Source organism: Vibrio sp. DNB22_10_4, from assembly GCF_052879755.1.
Genome location: NZ_JBNNXW010000004.1, coordinates 89,156 through 104,861, shown reverse-complemented (window position 1 = coordinate 104,861; position 15,706 = coordinate 89,156). Strand labels below are relative to the sequence as shown.

The following is a 15,706-nucleotide window of genomic DNA, read 5'->3' as shown; positions in this document are numbered from 1 at the left end:
AGCTGACTGTCAACACATATACAATGCGACTCCATGTCAATTTAAAGACTAGTAGGGTTTTCAGATTAATGCTTAACAATTATGCATTTATTTACAAAGTCCCTTGGTAATTGCAGGAAAAATCACCCCAGTCTCACTAATAGTACGTAAGTCCTAACTATGGGAGATGACCGTGTGATTAGAAAAAAAATCTCAAAAAAATACCCGCTCATAATGGCGGGTATTTTTCATAAAATACGACTTAAGTCGCTTCAAAAACGTCTTAAGCGTTAAAAATCTGACGGAATTCTGCGCTTGATAGGTGATATTGACGTGGGCAGTTTCTCCACGTAACCAGCATACGACGGTATTTGTCGAGCATAGGAACATGGCTGTTAAAGTGGTGGTCACCCTTGTCGAACTGAGGGTATAGGCCTTCAGAGTCAACTAGGAATCGAACATAGTTCACTAGTTGTGCTTCTGTTGCGATATCGAAGCCTAAGAACTGCAGACGACGCTGGTCTACATCTTTACGGTCTTCTTCAGAAAGCATTTTGTTTGATTCTTGCATCGCGTGGTACATTTCCATGATGTCTATAACTTCACGACATTCATCTTCAACAAGGCAGCCGAACTCTTTGTTCATCTCGCGCATTTGCAGCTCATAGCCACGTTCTACAATGGTTTGAAGGCGATGGTACTTCGCCGCATTCTCAGGCGTTAGTTTCGCCATCAGGTAGTATTGGTTAGATAGGATTAGACGTTGAGCGTTTGTCATTTCCATGTTGAGAGCCTCACTAAATTCTTTCTAATAAGTTTATGTATGAATACGAATTATCGACAGATTAACAGTATATGTATGACTTATAACATGATCTCAACACATATTTATGACAAAAAACGCGCCTTCTAGCGCGTTTTTTTCGTGTCAAAGCCTTACAGGTAAACGCGTGGCGCGTTTGGGTTCAGATTAGTATTTGACGGTGTCTGTGTACTGAAGCAGGATACTTTGAATTTCATCCATCACTTCTTTTTTCGGTGGCTGTACACCTTCCAATGGGTAATCAAAACCAAGCGCTTCCCACTTGTGCGCACCGAGTTTATGGTACGGCAAAAGCTCAACCTTCTCGATGTTGTCCATGTCTTTGATGAATTCACCCAGCATGTGAGCCGCTTCAGGATCGTCGGTGTAGCCAGGTACAACCACATAACGGATCCACGTTTTTTGACCAATTTTGTGAAGGTAGCGAGCAAAGTCCAACACGCGGCGGTTTGATACGCCAATGAAATCTTGGTGGATTTCATCTTTCATGTGTTTTAGGTCAAGCATCACAAGATCGGTCGCTTCAAGGACTTCGTCTACGACATCGGTGTGTTTGCGGATATAGCCGTTAGTATCGAGACAGGTATGGATGCCTTCCGCTTGCGCTGCTCTAAAGAAGTCACGAACAAATTCTGGTTGAAGCATGGCTTCACCCCCAGAGCAAGTCACACCACCGCCAGATGCATTCATAAAGTGGCGGTAAGATTTCGCCTCTTTGATTAGCTCATCGACGTTGATTTCTTTGCCGTCATGCGTATCCCAAGTATCACGGTTATGGCAATACTTGCAGCGCATAAGACAGCCTTGCATAAAGACAATAAAACGAATACCCGGTCCATCGACAGTACCACAGGATTCGAATGAGTGAATGCGACCTGTTGTTGACATATGCTCTTCTCTACTAACTTATTTTTACCGGTCATTTTATTACAAAACCACACCCTACAACAGGAAAAGTGGACTCCCATTCATAGTCTGTATCGATCAATAAACGGCTTCTGTTGCTCATGGAGTGATAATGTTATAGCGTTGTTAATTATATTATTAATAAGTGGTACATAGATTGCTAGTTTGCTTAGTCTAGACCAATTTGATTGGTTGTGAATGCCGCCGTTTGTTTTGGTCGCTAGGCCAACACGCTTGTCGCTATAAGGGGTACACATGGAAGTTGCTTTATCACAAAAACAAAAAACCTTATTCTCGATGCTCACTCTGTGGTCAGGGTTCATCATTTTGGTGCTGTTTATCTTTAACTCGCTCGCCAGTTTAAATGACAAATTTACCACCAGTAGTGGAATGAATAGAGCCAGTGCACATCTTGCTTCGACTCAAGTTCTACTCATGGATACGGTCAATCGCCGCACGACCCTATCTGCTGAAGGAATGGACGCGTTTGAGAACAGTATGGATGAGCTAGAAACGAGTGCGGAGCAAGATTTAGCTGTGTTGCAAAGCGCGGGCTTACAAGCGGAAAGTGATACGATCTCTAGTTCGCTCGAGTCGTTTATCTTCAACTTGAGCCCTTGGTTAACCTTGAAGTCTGAGTTAGGTTTTTCGATTAATGATGGCTTGTTGGAACAGCTTCAGCAAAACAATGTCAAAATCGATGCGGCGATTAAAGAGACGGGCATGGTGACATTGACGTCGGACTTTCAAAAAGTCGTCACCAGTTTGCAAGAGTATCTAATCGACCCAAATGAGCAGAATGAGAAAGGTTTTAAGCGTGCATTGGCTGGGTTTGTTAACGCTTCAAATACCTATGCCATGCTTGAGTTGTACGAGAGAGAAGTCAAAGCCTTAGAGCTTGGCTTTACTCGAGTTGTTGAACTCTCGGGTACTTTAGTTGGCCTTGAAACTAAGCTCGATCAAGCACAAGCTACGACGTTAGCTGCATTTGACAGTGCCGCATTAGCGCTCAATCAACAAGCTCAGACGTTAAACCAAGAGGCGAACCAGGTTTCAAGCATGACCCAAATCTCGGTGGGTATTGCCTGTGCGCTCCTAGCACTATTTACTACAGCGATCTTTTTAACGATGAATGTATCTTTAGCTCGCTCTTTAAAGCAGACGTTGAATGCGCTCAAGAAGGTAGAGAAGGGCGACCTATCAACGCGACTTCCGGTCAGCAGTAATAGTCGCGATGAGTTTAATCAATTGAAGAAAGCGATTAACGTTAGCTGTGAAAATCTAGGTACCTTGGTCGATGGAGTGAAGGTCAATAGTCAGCAGTTGTCTAACAACTCGGGAGAGCTGGATACTGGCATTAATCAATTACGCCAGCATCAGAGCCAAGTTATTGAGCAAACCCAACTGCTTGCTTCTGCAACCGAAGAAGTGAGTGTCACAACGCAAGAAATCTCGGGGTCACTAGAATACGTGGCAAGCATTAGTAAAACGTCGGCTGAGTCCGCTCAGGCGGGTGGTGAGATTATCGTGGATACGATTGCCTCCTTTGAGCAAGTAGGCGCCATTTTAGAAGATGCGGCCACTCATATTGAGCAGCTAGAGCAGGCATCGCAAAAGATTGACTCAGTAATGGAAATCATTAATGGCATTGCAGAGCAAACCAACTTGCTGGCGTTGAATGCAGCGATAGAAGCGGCAAGGGCTGGGGAGCAAGGCCGTGGTTTTGCCGTTGTTGCGGATGAAGTGCGAAGTCTTGCTGTAAGAACGGTTCAAGCGGTGGAAGAGATATCTGGCACCATAGACACTATGAAGCAAGAGAGCACGCAGGTGATACAGTTCATTGCTCAATCCGATTCCTCGATGCAATCAGGAAGAGAGCAAGGCAACCAAGCGAAAGCTGCGCTTGAAGAGATCATGAATAAAGCGCAAGAAGCGAGCGCCCAGACGGAAGTGATTTTTTCCTCGGTGAAAGAGTTAGCGACTACATCTCAATCAATGGCGAGCAACATGTCTCAAATCAATGAGTCTATGGGTGAGCTGGAGACAAGTAGCCAAAGCCTAAAACAAACTAGTGATGGTGTTGATAAGCGATCGACGGAGCTTTATCAAGAGTGCGAACGCTTCAAGACTGTTTAGGTGAACATAAACAGCAAAAAGGGCATACATGTGGATGTATGCCCAACTGATGAGAATGACAAAACGGAGTGCATAAAGATATTAAGACTAACTTAAGTCTGTGGTCATACTAACGATTGAAAAAATAACACCCCAGCAAAGTAGATCATCACCCCACCTGCTAGTCGATTGACCCAGCGACCGAATCCCGAACTTTTGATATTACCGGTCATTTTTAAAACTATTCGTGAAAGCAGATAGAACCAAGTAAGTAGCATGAAACCATGTATGGCGACTAAGGTATACGCTTCAAGGTAAGAGAAGTTATCAAAATTTAGAAATTGAGGAAATGCTGCCAAATAAAACAGTATTCCTTTCGGGTTTGAAAACTGAGTGATAAACCCTTCGAAAAGCGACTTTCGCCTTTTCGGAGGCGCGTAATGTTTAAGGTGTGTTGGCAATTCGGTGTCAACGGTTCGAAAAGACCCGATAAGCATTTTTGAACCAATATATAGAAAGTACCCACCGCCGATATACCTTAACGTATCAAAGACGATGGGGGCGCTCATCAAAATGGCGGAAATCCCAAACACTCCCAAGCTCGCTTGCAAAGACATGGCTAAAATGAAGCCGAAAATAGTAAAAAGTGCTGGTTGTTGTCCATACAACGACGTTGTTCGGAGGATTAGTACACCGTTAGGGCCGGGTGACATCACTAACAGGGCAACGATCAACGTAAATGCTAAGATATCTGGCATGAACCCTCGTATTTCTTATTTTCTTGGGTTAACTCAGTGTAAAGTGTTTTTCATAACGATTACAAATGTTAAATAGTTGTTTTGCGTATGACACAGTTCTACTAATACCTAGTATCTGAGCATAAAATTTCCTGCAGTATTAAAAAAACGCAAACATTGAAATCCCACCGTTGCCATACAGTGATTTCGACGCTTCTTTGTACTCGGCGGATTTCGCTCCTGCAAAGACGTTTACCCCTACATAGGCGTTATACCATGTTGCACCTAACACAGCTTCGCTTTGAATTGGTTGAAGTGTCACGTCATAGGCATCACTTGGTTCTGGTATACCAGGACGGTCACCCTCGATAGTAATATCATTGAATCGATAACGGGCTTTCACGCCGAAGTAAGTAAACCAACCGCGGTTCGAAGCACCGATCATACCGGCTTTAAATGGGTTTTCTGTACCGATGTTTGCCGCACCGAAGTTGCCACCAAGCTCTGAACCAAATCGAACCATCATCCCAGTTGAAACATCGCTTCTAAAATTACCCAAGTTGGCTTCGGTGACATTCGAGACTTCCCAGCTAGTATTACCAAACAAAGGATCTCGCTTTAAGTTTAGGTGTGTTAGATAACCGACACTGCCAACGACTCTATCTTCAATTTGATATGCCCAACCTTTCGGCTCCTTCGAGCCTACAAGGGAGTGGACTAACTGCTGAGCTCTTCTTGCAAAAGAGCCTTCACCAGTACTACCTAAAGTCACGTTAAATCGCTGTGCCTGCTGCGGGTGCAAGCTAATGTAATTTAACTCACCATGAAAATAGCCAGCGTAAGGGCGGTCGTTAGCGATGGGAACCTCTGATTCTATATCGGAAGGTGTCCACATCTTGTGACCAAGCTGGAATTCAACTTTATCAAGTGAAGCAGCCCCCCAATAGGAGAGACTTAGGGGTTTAAAAATCGACCAGGGCGTGATGGCACCACTGGTATAGGAAAGGAAAATTCCGTTAGTGTAGTCTTCATCGGTACCCCAAATTCCATCGTTGTCTAGAGAAAATGAAAGGGTAGATCGCTCAGAAGCAAGCACACAGCTGCTGGCGAGAAGCACAGGCAAAGCGATTAAGATTTTCATGATGTGTCGACTCTCTTCAAATACGGCTAGTAGAGATGTAGTTATGTAAAGTAATTGTGACACGTTTAGAAATGAGACGTCAGTGATCTATGAGTCATAAAGGTCTAACAACGTCGATTATTTGTAACGAATTCTTAGTGGGTAAGAATGGATGTAAATGATATACGAGGGGCATAAAAAAACCTCGCCGAAGCGAGGTTTTTATCTCAATCAGTATAATCGGGGATTATAGAGATTCAGTGAACGTACGTGCGATTACGTCAGCTTGCTGCTCTGTAGTTAGAGAGTTAAAGCGTACAGCGTAACCAGATACACGGATTGTTAGCTGAGGGTACTTCTCAGGGTGCTTAACTGCGTCTTCTAGAGTTTCACGGTTAAGAACGTTCACGTTTAGGTGTTGACCACCTTCAACGCCAGTTTCGTGGTGGAAGTAACCATCCATTAGACCAGCAAGGTTAGAACGTTGTGAATCTTCTTCTTTACCTAGTGCGTTTGGAACGATAGAGAAGGTGTACGAGATACCATCTTTAGCGTCAGCAAACGGTAGTTTACCTACAGAAGTAAGAGAAGCTACAGCACCTTTCTCGTCGCGACCGTGCATTGGGTTTGCACCTGGAGCGAATGGAGCGCCTGCTTTACGACCGTCTGGAGTAGTACCAGTTTTCTTACCATAAACCACGTTTGAAGTGATAGTAAGGATAGACTGTGTAGGTACTGCGTCACGGTAAGTCTTAAGCTTACGGATCTTGTTCATGAAGCTAGTTACTAGCTCACAAGCCATGTCATCAACACGTGCGTCGTTGTTACCAAATTTAGGGTAGTCGCCAGAGATGTCGAAGTCGATTGCGATACCGTCTTCGTCACGGATAGGCTTAACTTGGCCGTATTTGATAGCAGATAGAGAGTCAGCTGCAACAGATAGACCAGCAATACCACATGCCATAGTACGACGTACGTCACGGTCATGAAGTGCCATTAGAGCTGCTTCGTAGCTGTACTTGTCGTGTGAGTAGTGGATAGCGTTCAGTGCAGTCACGTATTGTGTTGCTAGCCAATCCATGAAGTTGTCTAGACCAGCCCAAACTTTGTCGAAGTCTAGAACTTCGTCAGTCATTGCTTCAGTCTTAGGACCAACTTGGATCTTAAGCTTCTCATCTACACCGCCGTTGATAACGTATAGAAGAGTTTTAGCTAGGTTTGCACGAGCGCCAAAGAACTGCATGTGCTTACCGATAACCATTGGCGATACACAACAAGCGATAGCGTAGTCATCGTTGTCGAAATCTGGACGCATTAGGTCATCGTTCTCGTACTGGATAGAAGAAGTATCGATAGATACCTTCGCACAGAACTTCTTGAAGCCAACAGGCAGCTGCTCAGACCAAAGTACAGTGATGTTTGGCTCTGGAGAAGGACCCATAGTGTATAGCGTGTTTAGGAAACGGAAGTTTGTACGCGTAACAAGCGTACGACCGTCAACACCCATACCACCCATAGATTCTGTTGCCCAGATTGGGTCGCCAGAGAATAGCTCATCGTACTCAGGAGTACGTAGGAAGCGAACCATACGTAGCTTCATTACGAAGTGGTCGATCATTTCCTGAGCTTGTTCTTCAGTGATAAGACCTGCAGCGATATCACGCTCAACGTAAACGTCTAGGAAAGTCGAAGTACGACCTAGAGACATTGCCGCGCCGTTTTGAGATTTAACAGCAGCTAGGTAACCGAAGTAAGTCCACTGGATTGCTTCTTGTGCAGTCGTCGCAGGACCAGAAATGTCGAAGCCGTAAGAAGCTGCCATTTCTTTTAGTTGACCTAGTGCGCGGTGTTGCTCTTGAAGCTCTTCACGCAACTGCATAGTCATTTGTAGATCGTCGCCAGCTTCTAGTTTCTCTTGAGTAGAGTGGAACTGAGCAACTTTGTCCTTCATTAGGAAGTCTACACCGTACAGTGCTACACGACGGTAGTCACCGATGATACGACCACGGCCATATGCATCTGGAAGACCAGTCAAAACGCCAGACTTACGACATTTTAGGATGTCAGGAGAGTAAACATCGAAAACACCTTGGTTGTGTGTTTTACGGTACTCTGAGTAGATTTTAGATACTTGTGGGTCAAGCGTACGACCGTATGCTTTACAAGAACCTTCGATCATGCGCACGCCGCCGTTAGGCATGATTGCACGCTTAAGAGGCGCTTCAGTTTGTAGACCAACGATTGTTTCTAGGTCTTTGTTGATGTAGCCCGCATCATGTGAAGTGATGGTAGAGATAACAGAAGTATCAAAATCAACAGGAGCGTGAGTGCTGTTTTCCTGCTTGATACCTTCCATTACTTTAGCCCAAAGCGTGTTAGTCGCTTCAGTACCTTCAGAAACTAGGAAAGACTCGTCGCCTTCATAAGGAGCGTAGTTCTTCTGAATGAAGTCACGTACGTTTACTTCGTTTTGCCAGTCACCTGCAGCAAAACCTTCCCAAGCTTTAGCAAATTGCTCTGCCATGACATACCTACCTTTTTAGTAGAAAAAACACGTACTGTGCGTTTTATACGCATGCCCTTCAGAGGAAGAGCCAGTACCATTGAATAAAAATATCGTATAACCACTTATGGTTAGTATGGTTATAGATATTGTCATTCCTGACGTTAAAATCAAGCCTACACTAAAAATAAATTGTAAAACTTAAACTAAATCAATAAACCTTAAAAAACTGTGATAAAAATTTGGGCAGTGAATGTCACTGCCCAAATAATCAACTAGATATTATAGGAAAGCTGGAATACCGTACTGGCCTTCTAGCATACCTACAGCAAGCATTGCTACTAGACAGATTACAAATACACCGACTGGGATGACAATCTTATCTACAAAAGATAGACGAGAAGCACGCTCTTTGTCACCGATCAGGCCATTATTATCTAGGAACATGGTCAGAGCCCATGCTAGTACTGGGTTTGCAACTACCGATGCAAAGATACAGATACCCGCAGCTTGAGAATCTTTAGTCTCTTTAACCATCTGCATGCCCGCTTCTAGTAGCGGAAGGAATACACCTACCAGTAGAGCAATACGCATTACTGGTGGCCATACCGCAACGTCCATTGGGAAACCAAGGATTGCCACGATGATACATAGTGAACCAAGAAGGATCGCACCGCCTGGAATAGGACGCTTAGCGATAGCAGCTGGGATCATGTAAGTACCCCAAGAAGACGTGATGTTACCACCACCCACTGCCGTACCAACCATCTGACGCACAGAACACATAGTCATAGTGTCATCAACGTCCATAAGAACTTTTTCAGTCTTACGTGGGTAGTTCAGCTCTTGGAAGATACGGTGACCTAGGAAGTCAGGAGACCACATCGCTACAGCAAGAATCGCAAACGGTAGAGAGGCAATGAAGTGTTGTAGGTTAGGAAGACCTAGCATCCAACCTTCTTCTGTGCTGCCCCACCAGTAAACTGGGTTAAGGTTAGGTAGACCCATTTCCGTTTCAAACGTCAAGTCGAAGCCTGCACCTAAACCAAGTGCAAGAAGTAGACCTGTTACCGCACATACTGGGATTGCCAACCAACGCATGTTGATTTTTGCAAGGTATGCGTAAACAGCAATGTTGATGCCTAATACGATTAGACCAATGTAACCCATGCTGCCAGCTTCAATGTCCGCAGACTGAAGACTTACCGCCCACTCTTGGATTGAACCGATTTGGCTCATAGTACCGGTAAAGCCTAGGAAGATTAAGAGGCCACCTGCAGTACCTTGAGAGGTGAGGTTAACCAGCTTAGAACCACCTTTAAAGTAGCTAAGTAGCAGACCGAACACACCAAGAAGAATAGCAAGAGCAAGAGGGTGAGCACCGGCAAGCGCGATAGAACCGATAAGCGGAATCATCGGGCCATGGTTACCTGCAAGGTTGGCACGTGGGTTGATGAAACCTGATGCGAGAATACAGAACAATAACGCTGGGATTAGCATTTCAACACGAGCTACCTCGATGGCAAATTCTTTGCCAAGGTTTACGTGATCCCAAGCGGCGGTTAGACCGTCTGCCCATGACATCATTACCGCTGAGTACATTGCGATAATGCCGATAGTACCAGCTAGAGCAGGTACCAAATCTTCGAGTTCAAAGCGGAAGTCGCGGCCTGGTAGGTTAAGACCAAAGCGGCGCGGTTTCATGATTTGAAGTTCGTGGTCTAGGTATTCAGAGCGGCTGGCAAACTCAGATGCTGGACGGTGAAGCTCTTGATAGCTCTTAGTCTCGATATCCGAATCAGAATGCGCTTTGTTAACTGCGTCTGACATAGATTCCTCATTTATATATAAAGTTAGTCGTTTGGCTTGATATGCGAACTCAATTCACCGTTCGCCTCGGCTAGGAGGTGCACGTGGTTAACGTGCTAAGGATAGACAACATTCTAAAAGTCGGGTGAATAATTCGTGCTATATCAATGCTGCCGAGTCTAACAAGCAACACTAACGCCTTGATTGATCTTGATCACTTTAAGAAAAAATGTGAAAGAAAACTACAACAGTTGTTTGAATTGGCGCACTTTATTAACAATCTCCGTAACTGACTTTCAGTAACTTTCCCTACATTCCAATTACATTCATAAAGTGAATTGCACGTTTTATCGTCGCTAGAAAAACTTGGCACAGAGTTTGCGACACTGACAGCATATGAGAGAGAGTGGCAACACTTTGCCGCCAGGATATGAATTAGGAATGTAACTATGAAAAAAGCAGTAATGTTGCCACTCGTCGCAGCAATTTCAGGAGCCATGGTTGGCTGTGGTGGTGGCGGTGGTGGTGGTAGTTCAGCACCTGCTCCCACGGTCTATACGATATCTTTTGTAAAATTAGAGAGAGATCTAGGAAAAAACATCCCTTCTAATTGCGCAATCTATGGTGAATACGAGCAGCCGGGTATAGTGAGTAGTATGCTAACTGCGATGAACGCTGTTGATGAAAAAACTTATGTATACGGAGTGGTGGCCGATAGTAACTTCAATATCCTAATTCATGACGAAAATGGCAACATTACAGATTCAACAAGCTATCGCCCAAATGGTAATGGTCAAATTAGCTTAAACATGTCTAAAGTTCCCACCAATGGATTCCTTACAATTGAGGAAGAGAGTGGCACTACTGTAGAAGACCTGTCTGTCCACTCTTTATCAGTTCATAGAGACTTGCTGCAGAACATGACAATAGCGGTTCGCAATAATCAAGCTTCATCTAATCGATGTGTTACTGGTAGCGGTGATGATTTGTTCCGTTCAGCGGATCTAGATGATACAGCAGCAACCAGCGTGGTCGTTGTTGGAGCTACGCAAGGTTATTTAGCGAATGGTTCGCGCTTAGGCGAGATTACAAGCCATACAGATTCTGCTCGTGATATTCCTGTTGTATCTAAGAACCCAAACAGTCAAAAGGTTCTTTTGACCGCGTATGCGCAAAGTACACAATCTAGTTCTGGTAACGGGACTTCTTCAAGCTTGAAAGGTATGAATGGTTTTGCATTTGTTGATTCGAAATCTATTTATTTTAACGGTAACTCTTCTGGTGCAACTCCCGTAACATTAGATGAAGTAGGTGCTCCTAGTGTCAGCTTTAGTCACAGCGGTTTAACAGCTTTCGAAGGTGGTCAAGTCGTCGTTCAAAATGATGGTGACCTGTATAAGTGGCAACCAATCTACGGTGATTCTTCGTCGTATGCTTATGCTGATATCGCTCCTATTCAAAAATGGGCATTAGATGTCGAAGGCACTACAACGAGCAACTGGAACTTTAACGGACTTTACAATATTGATGGCACAGCAATTAATTTCAGTGCACCGTCACATGGAAGTAGTTCAGCACTTACAATAAGTTCATGTAGCAATACGGGATTTGGCTATTGTTTCTCCCAAGCTAGCTTTGATTCGACATACAAGTTGGCTAGATATCAAGTAAGAACATACACTACAACGTCTATCCCAAGGCCATTTTCACAGACTATCTACGCGATGGCAGGCACACAACAACCAATGATGAAGCCTTCTAATAATAATGTAGACATTAACTTCACTGCTGCTACGGATATCGTAGAGGTTTCATTGTTAGCTTCTACAGTTGACTCTAAAGACGCAGGTCAGTTCTTTATGACTAATCATTCTGACTACGCGAAAATGACTGATCTGTACGACTTCCAAGCTGATGAGTTCGTAGATTACACGGGGGTAGTTCCTGTGTTTAGCCGGGTTGTACAGTCATATTCAAATGTTATGGGTGGAAATGTAAGTCAAGTTCAAGGCAGTACACGCTAAACAAAGTTAATAAAGCGACAAGCCCTCTCACCACGAGAGGGCTTTTTTTGATCTAACTATCAAAAAACTCAACTAGACCATTCTATGTGCTAATGGTCTATTAGTTAGGCTAATAAACTACTTGGCTTCACTTAGTTGGATGATCCATCTGTTTTAGGCTTCTTGTCCGTAACAAAGATGCAATAAAACGCACAAAAGAACAAAAAATCACCAGTGACTAAATGTGCAGCATTCAGTAAACTTTATTCACATTTTCCAGCGATAAAAACTTCAATTTGCATAATTTGTCAGATACAATGCCTGCGTAGTCAACAAATACAGGTTAATAGTTTGTTGCAAGTTATACTTTCTAGTGCTAGCTTGTATCGAATAAATAAAAGGTCGGAGTACCTTTGCCTAGCAAATAGGCTTAGCAGTCAATAATATACAGGGAGCACAAGCGCATGAATGAAGTACCCGCGCTGGACATAAAAGAACTGCACAAGACCTTTGGTCAAAATGAAGTTTTAAAAGGGATTTCCCTTGCTGCACATAAAGGTGATGTCATCTCAATTATTGGCTCATCAGGCTCCGGGAAGAGCACCTTTCTACGTTGTATCAACCTACTGGAAACGCCAACAGAGGGTGAAATTTGGGTTAATGGTGAATTGATCCAAATGAAGAAAAACCGTCAGGGCGAGTCACTTCCTGCTAATGAAAAACAAGTTCAGCGAATCCGTTCTCGCTTGGCGATGGTTTTTCAGGGTTTCAATCTTTGGTCGCACATGACCGTTCTTGAGAACATCATTGAAGCGCCAATCCACGTTTTGGGTGTACCAAAAGCGCAAGCTATCGAAAATGCAGAACTACTTCTGAAGAAAGTAGGGCTTTATGAGCGCCGTGATTACTATCCAGGACACCTTTCAGGCGGTCAGCAGCAACGTGCAGCGATTGCGCGCGCATTGGCGGTGGAGCCAGAAGTAATGCTGTTCGATGAGCCAACCTCGGCTCTTGACCCTGAATTGGTCGGTGAAGTCTTAGGCGTTATGCAAGATCTGGCGGAAGAAGGCAGAACCATGCTCGTAGTAACACACGAAATGGCGTTTGCTCGTGACGTATCTAACCACGTGATGTTCTTGCACCAAGGCCGAGTAGAAGAGCAGGGCGACCCAGCAAAACTGTTCACCAACCCAGAATCAGAGCGTCTACAACAATTTATTTCATCTATCTACTAATATAGAAGATGGCCTTCTGGGCTAAGACCCAGAAAAATCGATAAAAACACAACACAAAAACAAAAATTTCAATCACAGGAGTATGGAAATGAAAAAGTGGTTAATGGTAGCAGCACTGGCTGCAACAGCTGCAACTGGAGTAGCACAAGCTAAGGAATGGAAAACTGTGCGCTTTGGTATCGAAGGTGCGTATCCTCCATTTAGCTGGACTGAAGCCGATGGTTCTTTAAAAGGTTTCGACGTTGATATGGCTAACGCGCTTTGTGAAGAGCTAAAAGCGAAGTGTGTTATCGTTCCTCAAGATTGGGATGGCATCATTCCTTCACTACTTGCTCGTAAATACGACGCAATCATTGCTGCGATGTCTATTACTGAAGAGCGTAAGAAGAAAATTGACTTCACTGGTAAATACGCTCAAATCCCGAACAAATTCATTGCTAAAAAAGGCGCAGGTCTTAACTTCGACAACCTTAGCGGCGCGAAAATTGGTGTACAACGTGCAACAACGCACGACAAGTACCTAACAGACAACTATGGCGATCAAGTAGAAATCGTACGTTACGGTTCATTTGACGAAGCTTACCTAGACCTTGCTAACGGTCGTATCGTCGCGGTACTGGGTGACGCCTCTGCTCTAGAAGAAGGCGTGATCAACAAAGATGGCGGTGAAGCTTATGAGTTCGTAGGTCCATCTCTAACTGACGCTAAGTGGTTCGGTGAAGGTATGGGTATTGCGGTACGTAAGCAAGACAAAGACCTAACGAAGCAACTTGACGCTGCAATCACTTCTCTACGCGCTAGCGGTAAGTACGACGAGATTGCATCTAAGTACTTCAACTACGATGTTTACGGTCAATAATCAGACTGTTTAACAAAAGACGAGGGCTTGAGCTAGTCTCAAGCCCTTTTTACTAAAGGGCGAGTCACAGGCCTTTTGGTAAGACTGACCAACAATTTTGCTGTGCTGTTGGAAGGAACTATGCTCGATTTACAAGGATATGAAGCCTCAATACTAAAAGGGGCCGTACTCACCATAGAAGTGGCATTATTGTCACTGATTCTCGCTATGGTGCTGGGTATGTTAGGTGCGCTTGCTAAGATGGCACCTTACAAATGGGCGCGTGCGATTGCGACCCTTTACACGACTATCATCCGAGGCATTCCAGACCTCGTACTTATGATGCTGATTTTCTTCGGCGGACAAATTCTTCTCAACAACAGTTTGTATGCGACAAACGAGTGGTTGAATGAGTGGTTTGCTTCAAGCGACCCTAACCATGAGTGGACATCGTATCTTCCAGATTATATTGATGTGTCGCCTTTCATCGCCGGCGTTCTGACTATTGGCTTCATTTTTGGCGCCTACATGGCAGAAACCTTCCGCGGTGCGATCATGGCTGTGGACAAAGGTGAACTGGAAGCAGCAAAAGCCTATGGCATGAGCTCCACACTGGCCTTTCGACGCATTCTACTGCCGCAGATGATTCGCCATGCCTTACCAGGTTTTGGTAACAACTGGCTGGTACTACTTAAAACCACAGCGCTAGTCTCGATCATTGGTCTTGAAGACATGGTGCGTGTGAGTTCGCTCGCGGCCGGTACCACGAAGATGCCGTTTACGTTCTACATGGCCGTTGCCATCATCTTCTTAATCTTCACAAGTGTCTCTACCGGATTTCTAAAATTGGTTGAGCGCAAATTTAGTATTCACGTGAGGTAGGCTATGGACTTTTCTCTGATTATCGACAGCTTGCCTATCTATTTTGATGGCCTTTGGACCACAGTTTGGCTGGTGCTATCAGCACTTGTCATTGGCTTGTGTGTTGCCATCCCACTTGCGATAGCACGTAACAGCGACAATTACTTGTTAAGTTTGCCTTCATGGGGCTTTATCTACTTCTTCCGTGGCACGCCGCTGCTGGTTCAGCTTTACCTGATTTATTATGGTATGGACCAATTCTTCCCAGTGAAAGATACCCTTTGGGAACATGCTTGGTTCTGTGCGCTGGTGGCATTTGTTCTTAATACCTCTGCTTACACGGCGGAAATTATCCGTGGTGCCATTAACGGCTTACCACGTGGTGAAGTTGAAGCGGCAAAAGCGTATGGCATGAGCAGTTGGAAAACATATCGCCGCATCATTTTGCCATCGGCATTAAGACGTGCACTTCCTGCTTACAGTAACGAAGTGATCTTCATGCTTCACGGCTCGGCCGTGGCGGGTATTGTGACAATCATGGATCTTACCGGCGCTGCTCGCTTGGTAAACTCTCGTTACTACGCGCCATTTGAGTCGTTCTTGGCGGCGGGAATGTTCTACATGGCACTGACGTTTATTATTCTTTGGTGCTTTAAGAAAGCAGAGAAGCGTTTTTTAGCGTACTTGAGACCGCTTTCGTCTTAATGACTGAACATGGAATATGTTGGCATCGTAGAACCCTCAGTGGGTGCTAACGCAATAACTAGTTTTTTTTGT

12 protein-coding genes are annotated in these 15,706 nt (G+C 44.5%); 6 read left to right on the top strand and 6 right to left on the bottom strand.

From position 1 onward, the window contains the following. Positions 1–262: 262 nt before the first annotated feature. Both ACVA6Q_RS13225 and pflA read right to left on the bottom strand, forming a co-directional pair. Positions 263–763 carry a YfbU family protein gene (locus ACVA6Q_RS13225; protein ID WP_446647829.1) on the bottom strand — a complete coding sequence of 167 codons (501 nt, stop codon included), beginning with the start codon at positions 761–763 and terminating at the stop codon, positions 263–265. A gap of 186 nt (positions 764–949) precedes the next feature. Then, positions 950–1,690 carry a pyruvate formate lyase 1-activating protein gene (gene pflA / locus ACVA6Q_RS13220; protein ID WP_353496572.1) on the bottom strand — a complete coding sequence of 247 codons (741 nt, stop codon included), beginning with the start codon at positions 1,688–1,690 and terminating at the stop codon, positions 950–952. Positions 1,691–1,963: 273 nt separating this feature from the next. Here pflA and ACVA6Q_RS13215 point away from each other — a divergent pair, with 273 nt between their 5' ends. Further along, positions 1,964–3,844, top strand: a complete 1,881-nt coding sequence (locus ACVA6Q_RS13215) for a methyl-accepting chemotaxis protein (RefSeq protein ID WP_446647828.1) — start codon at positions 1,964–1,966, stop codon at positions 3,842–3,844. A gap of 104 nt (positions 3,845–3,948) precedes the next feature. Here ACVA6Q_RS13215 and ACVA6Q_RS13210 read toward each other — a convergent pair whose 3' ends face one another. From ACVA6Q_RS13210 to ACVA6Q_RS13195, 4 genes are all read right to left on the bottom strand, one after another. Continuing rightward, the gene (locus ACVA6Q_RS13210; protein WP_446647827.1) at positions 3,949–4,581 is read right to left on the bottom strand and encodes a LysE family translocator; all 633 of its coding nucleotides are present in this window, start codon (positions 4,579–4,581) and stop codon (positions 3,949–3,951) included. Positions 4,582–4,720: 139 nt separating this feature from the next. Beyond that, complete coding sequence (locus tag ACVA6Q_RS13205) at positions 4,721–5,701, bottom strand: lipid A deacylase LpxR family protein (RefSeq protein ID WP_446647826.1); 981 nt, start codon at positions 5,699–5,701, stop codon at positions 4,721–4,723. A gap of 226 nt (positions 5,702–5,927) precedes the next feature. Then, positions 5,928–8,204, bottom strand: a complete 2,277-nt coding sequence (gene pflB, locus ACVA6Q_RS13200; protein ID WP_446647825.1) for a formate C-acetyltransferase — start codon at positions 8,202–8,204, stop codon at positions 5,928–5,930. Positions 8,205–8,465: 261 nt separating this feature from the next. Continuing rightward, on the bottom strand, positions 8,466–10,013 hold the full coding sequence (locus ACVA6Q_RS13195) for a DUF3360 family protein (RefSeq protein WP_353496568.1): 1,548 nt from the start codon (positions 10,011–10,013) through the stop codon (positions 8,466–8,468). 428 nt (positions 10,014–10,441) lie between these two features. On the opposite strand from ACVA6Q_RS13195, the gene ACVA6Q_RS13190 reads away from it, so the two are divergent. The 5 genes from ACVA6Q_RS13190 to ACVA6Q_RS13170 all read left to right on the top strand — a co-directional run bounded on the left by ACVA6Q_RS13190 (position 10,442) and on the right by ACVA6Q_RS13170 (position 15,634). Beyond that, complete coding sequence (locus tag ACVA6Q_RS13190; protein WP_446647824.1) at positions 10,442–12,016, top strand: hypothetical protein; 1,575 nt, start codon at positions 10,442–10,444, stop codon at positions 12,014–12,016. Positions 12,017–12,459: 443 nt separating this feature from the next. After that, entirely contained in the window at positions 12,460–13,230 is a 771-nt protein-coding gene (locus ACVA6Q_RS13185; RefSeq protein ID WP_042501899.1) for an ABC transporter ATP-binding protein, read from the top strand. Between the two features lie 88 nt (positions 13,231–13,318). Then, positions 13,319–14,089 carry an ABC transporter substrate-binding protein gene (locus ACVA6Q_RS13180; RefSeq protein ID WP_353496565.1) on the top strand — a complete coding sequence of 257 codons (771 nt, stop codon included), beginning with the start codon at positions 13,319–13,321 and terminating at the stop codon, positions 14,087–14,089. A 120-nt stretch (positions 14,090–14,209) separates the two neighbouring features. Further along, the gene (locus tag ACVA6Q_RS13175) at positions 14,210–14,950 is read left to right on the top strand and encodes an ABC transporter permease (protein WP_353496564.1); all 741 of its coding nucleotides are present in this window, start codon (positions 14,210–14,212) and stop codon (positions 14,948–14,950) included. Positions 14,951–14,953: 3 nt separating this feature from the next. Then, positions 14,954–15,634, top strand: a complete 681-nt coding sequence (locus tag ACVA6Q_RS13170; protein WP_446647823.1) for an ABC transporter permease — start codon at positions 14,954–14,956, stop codon at positions 15,632–15,634. Positions 15,635–15,706 lie beyond the last annotated feature (72 nt).

Coding starts and splice junctions, on each gene's coding strand:
- ACVA6Q_RS13225 (WP_446647829.1), bottom strand. CDS start 763: ATGGAAATGACAAACGCTCAACGTCTAATCCTATCTAACCAATACTAC.
- pflA (WP_353496572.1), bottom strand. CDS start 1,690: ATGTCAACAACAGGTCGCATTCACTCATTCGAATCCTGTGGTACTGTC.
- ACVA6Q_RS13215 (WP_446647828.1), top strand. CDS start 1,964: ATGGAAGTTGCTTTATCACAAAAACAAAAAACCTTATTCTCGATGCTC.
- ACVA6Q_RS13210 (WP_446647827.1), bottom strand. CDS start 4,581: ATGCCAGATATCTTAGCATTTACGTTGATCGTTGCCCTGTTAGTGATG.
- ACVA6Q_RS13205 (WP_446647826.1), bottom strand. CDS start 5,701: ATGAAAATCTTAATCGCTTTGCCTGTGCTTCTCGCCAGCAGCTGTGTG.
- pflB (WP_446647825.1), bottom strand. CDS start 8,204: ATGGCAGAGCAATTTGCTAAAGCTTGGGAAGGTTTTGCTGCAGGTGAC.
- ACVA6Q_RS13195 (WP_353496568.1), bottom strand. CDS start 10,013: ATGTCAGACGCAGTTAACAAAGCGCATTCTGATTCGGATATCGAGACT.
- ACVA6Q_RS13190 (WP_446647824.1), top strand. CDS start 10,442: ATGAAAAAAGCAGTAATGTTGCCACTCGTCGCAGCAATTTCAGGAGCC.
- ACVA6Q_RS13185 (WP_042501899.1), top strand. CDS start 12,460: ATGAATGAAGTACCCGCGCTGGACATAAAAGAACTGCACAAGACCTTT.
- ACVA6Q_RS13180 (WP_353496565.1), top strand. CDS start 13,319: ATGAAAAAGTGGTTAATGGTAGCAGCACTGGCTGCAACAGCTGCAACT.
- ACVA6Q_RS13175 (WP_353496564.1), top strand. CDS start 14,210: ATGCTCGATTTACAAGGATATGAAGCCTCAATACTAAAAGGGGCCGTA.
- ACVA6Q_RS13170 (WP_446647823.1), top strand. CDS start 14,954: ATGGACTTTTCTCTGATTATCGACAGCTTGCCTATCTATTTTGATGGC.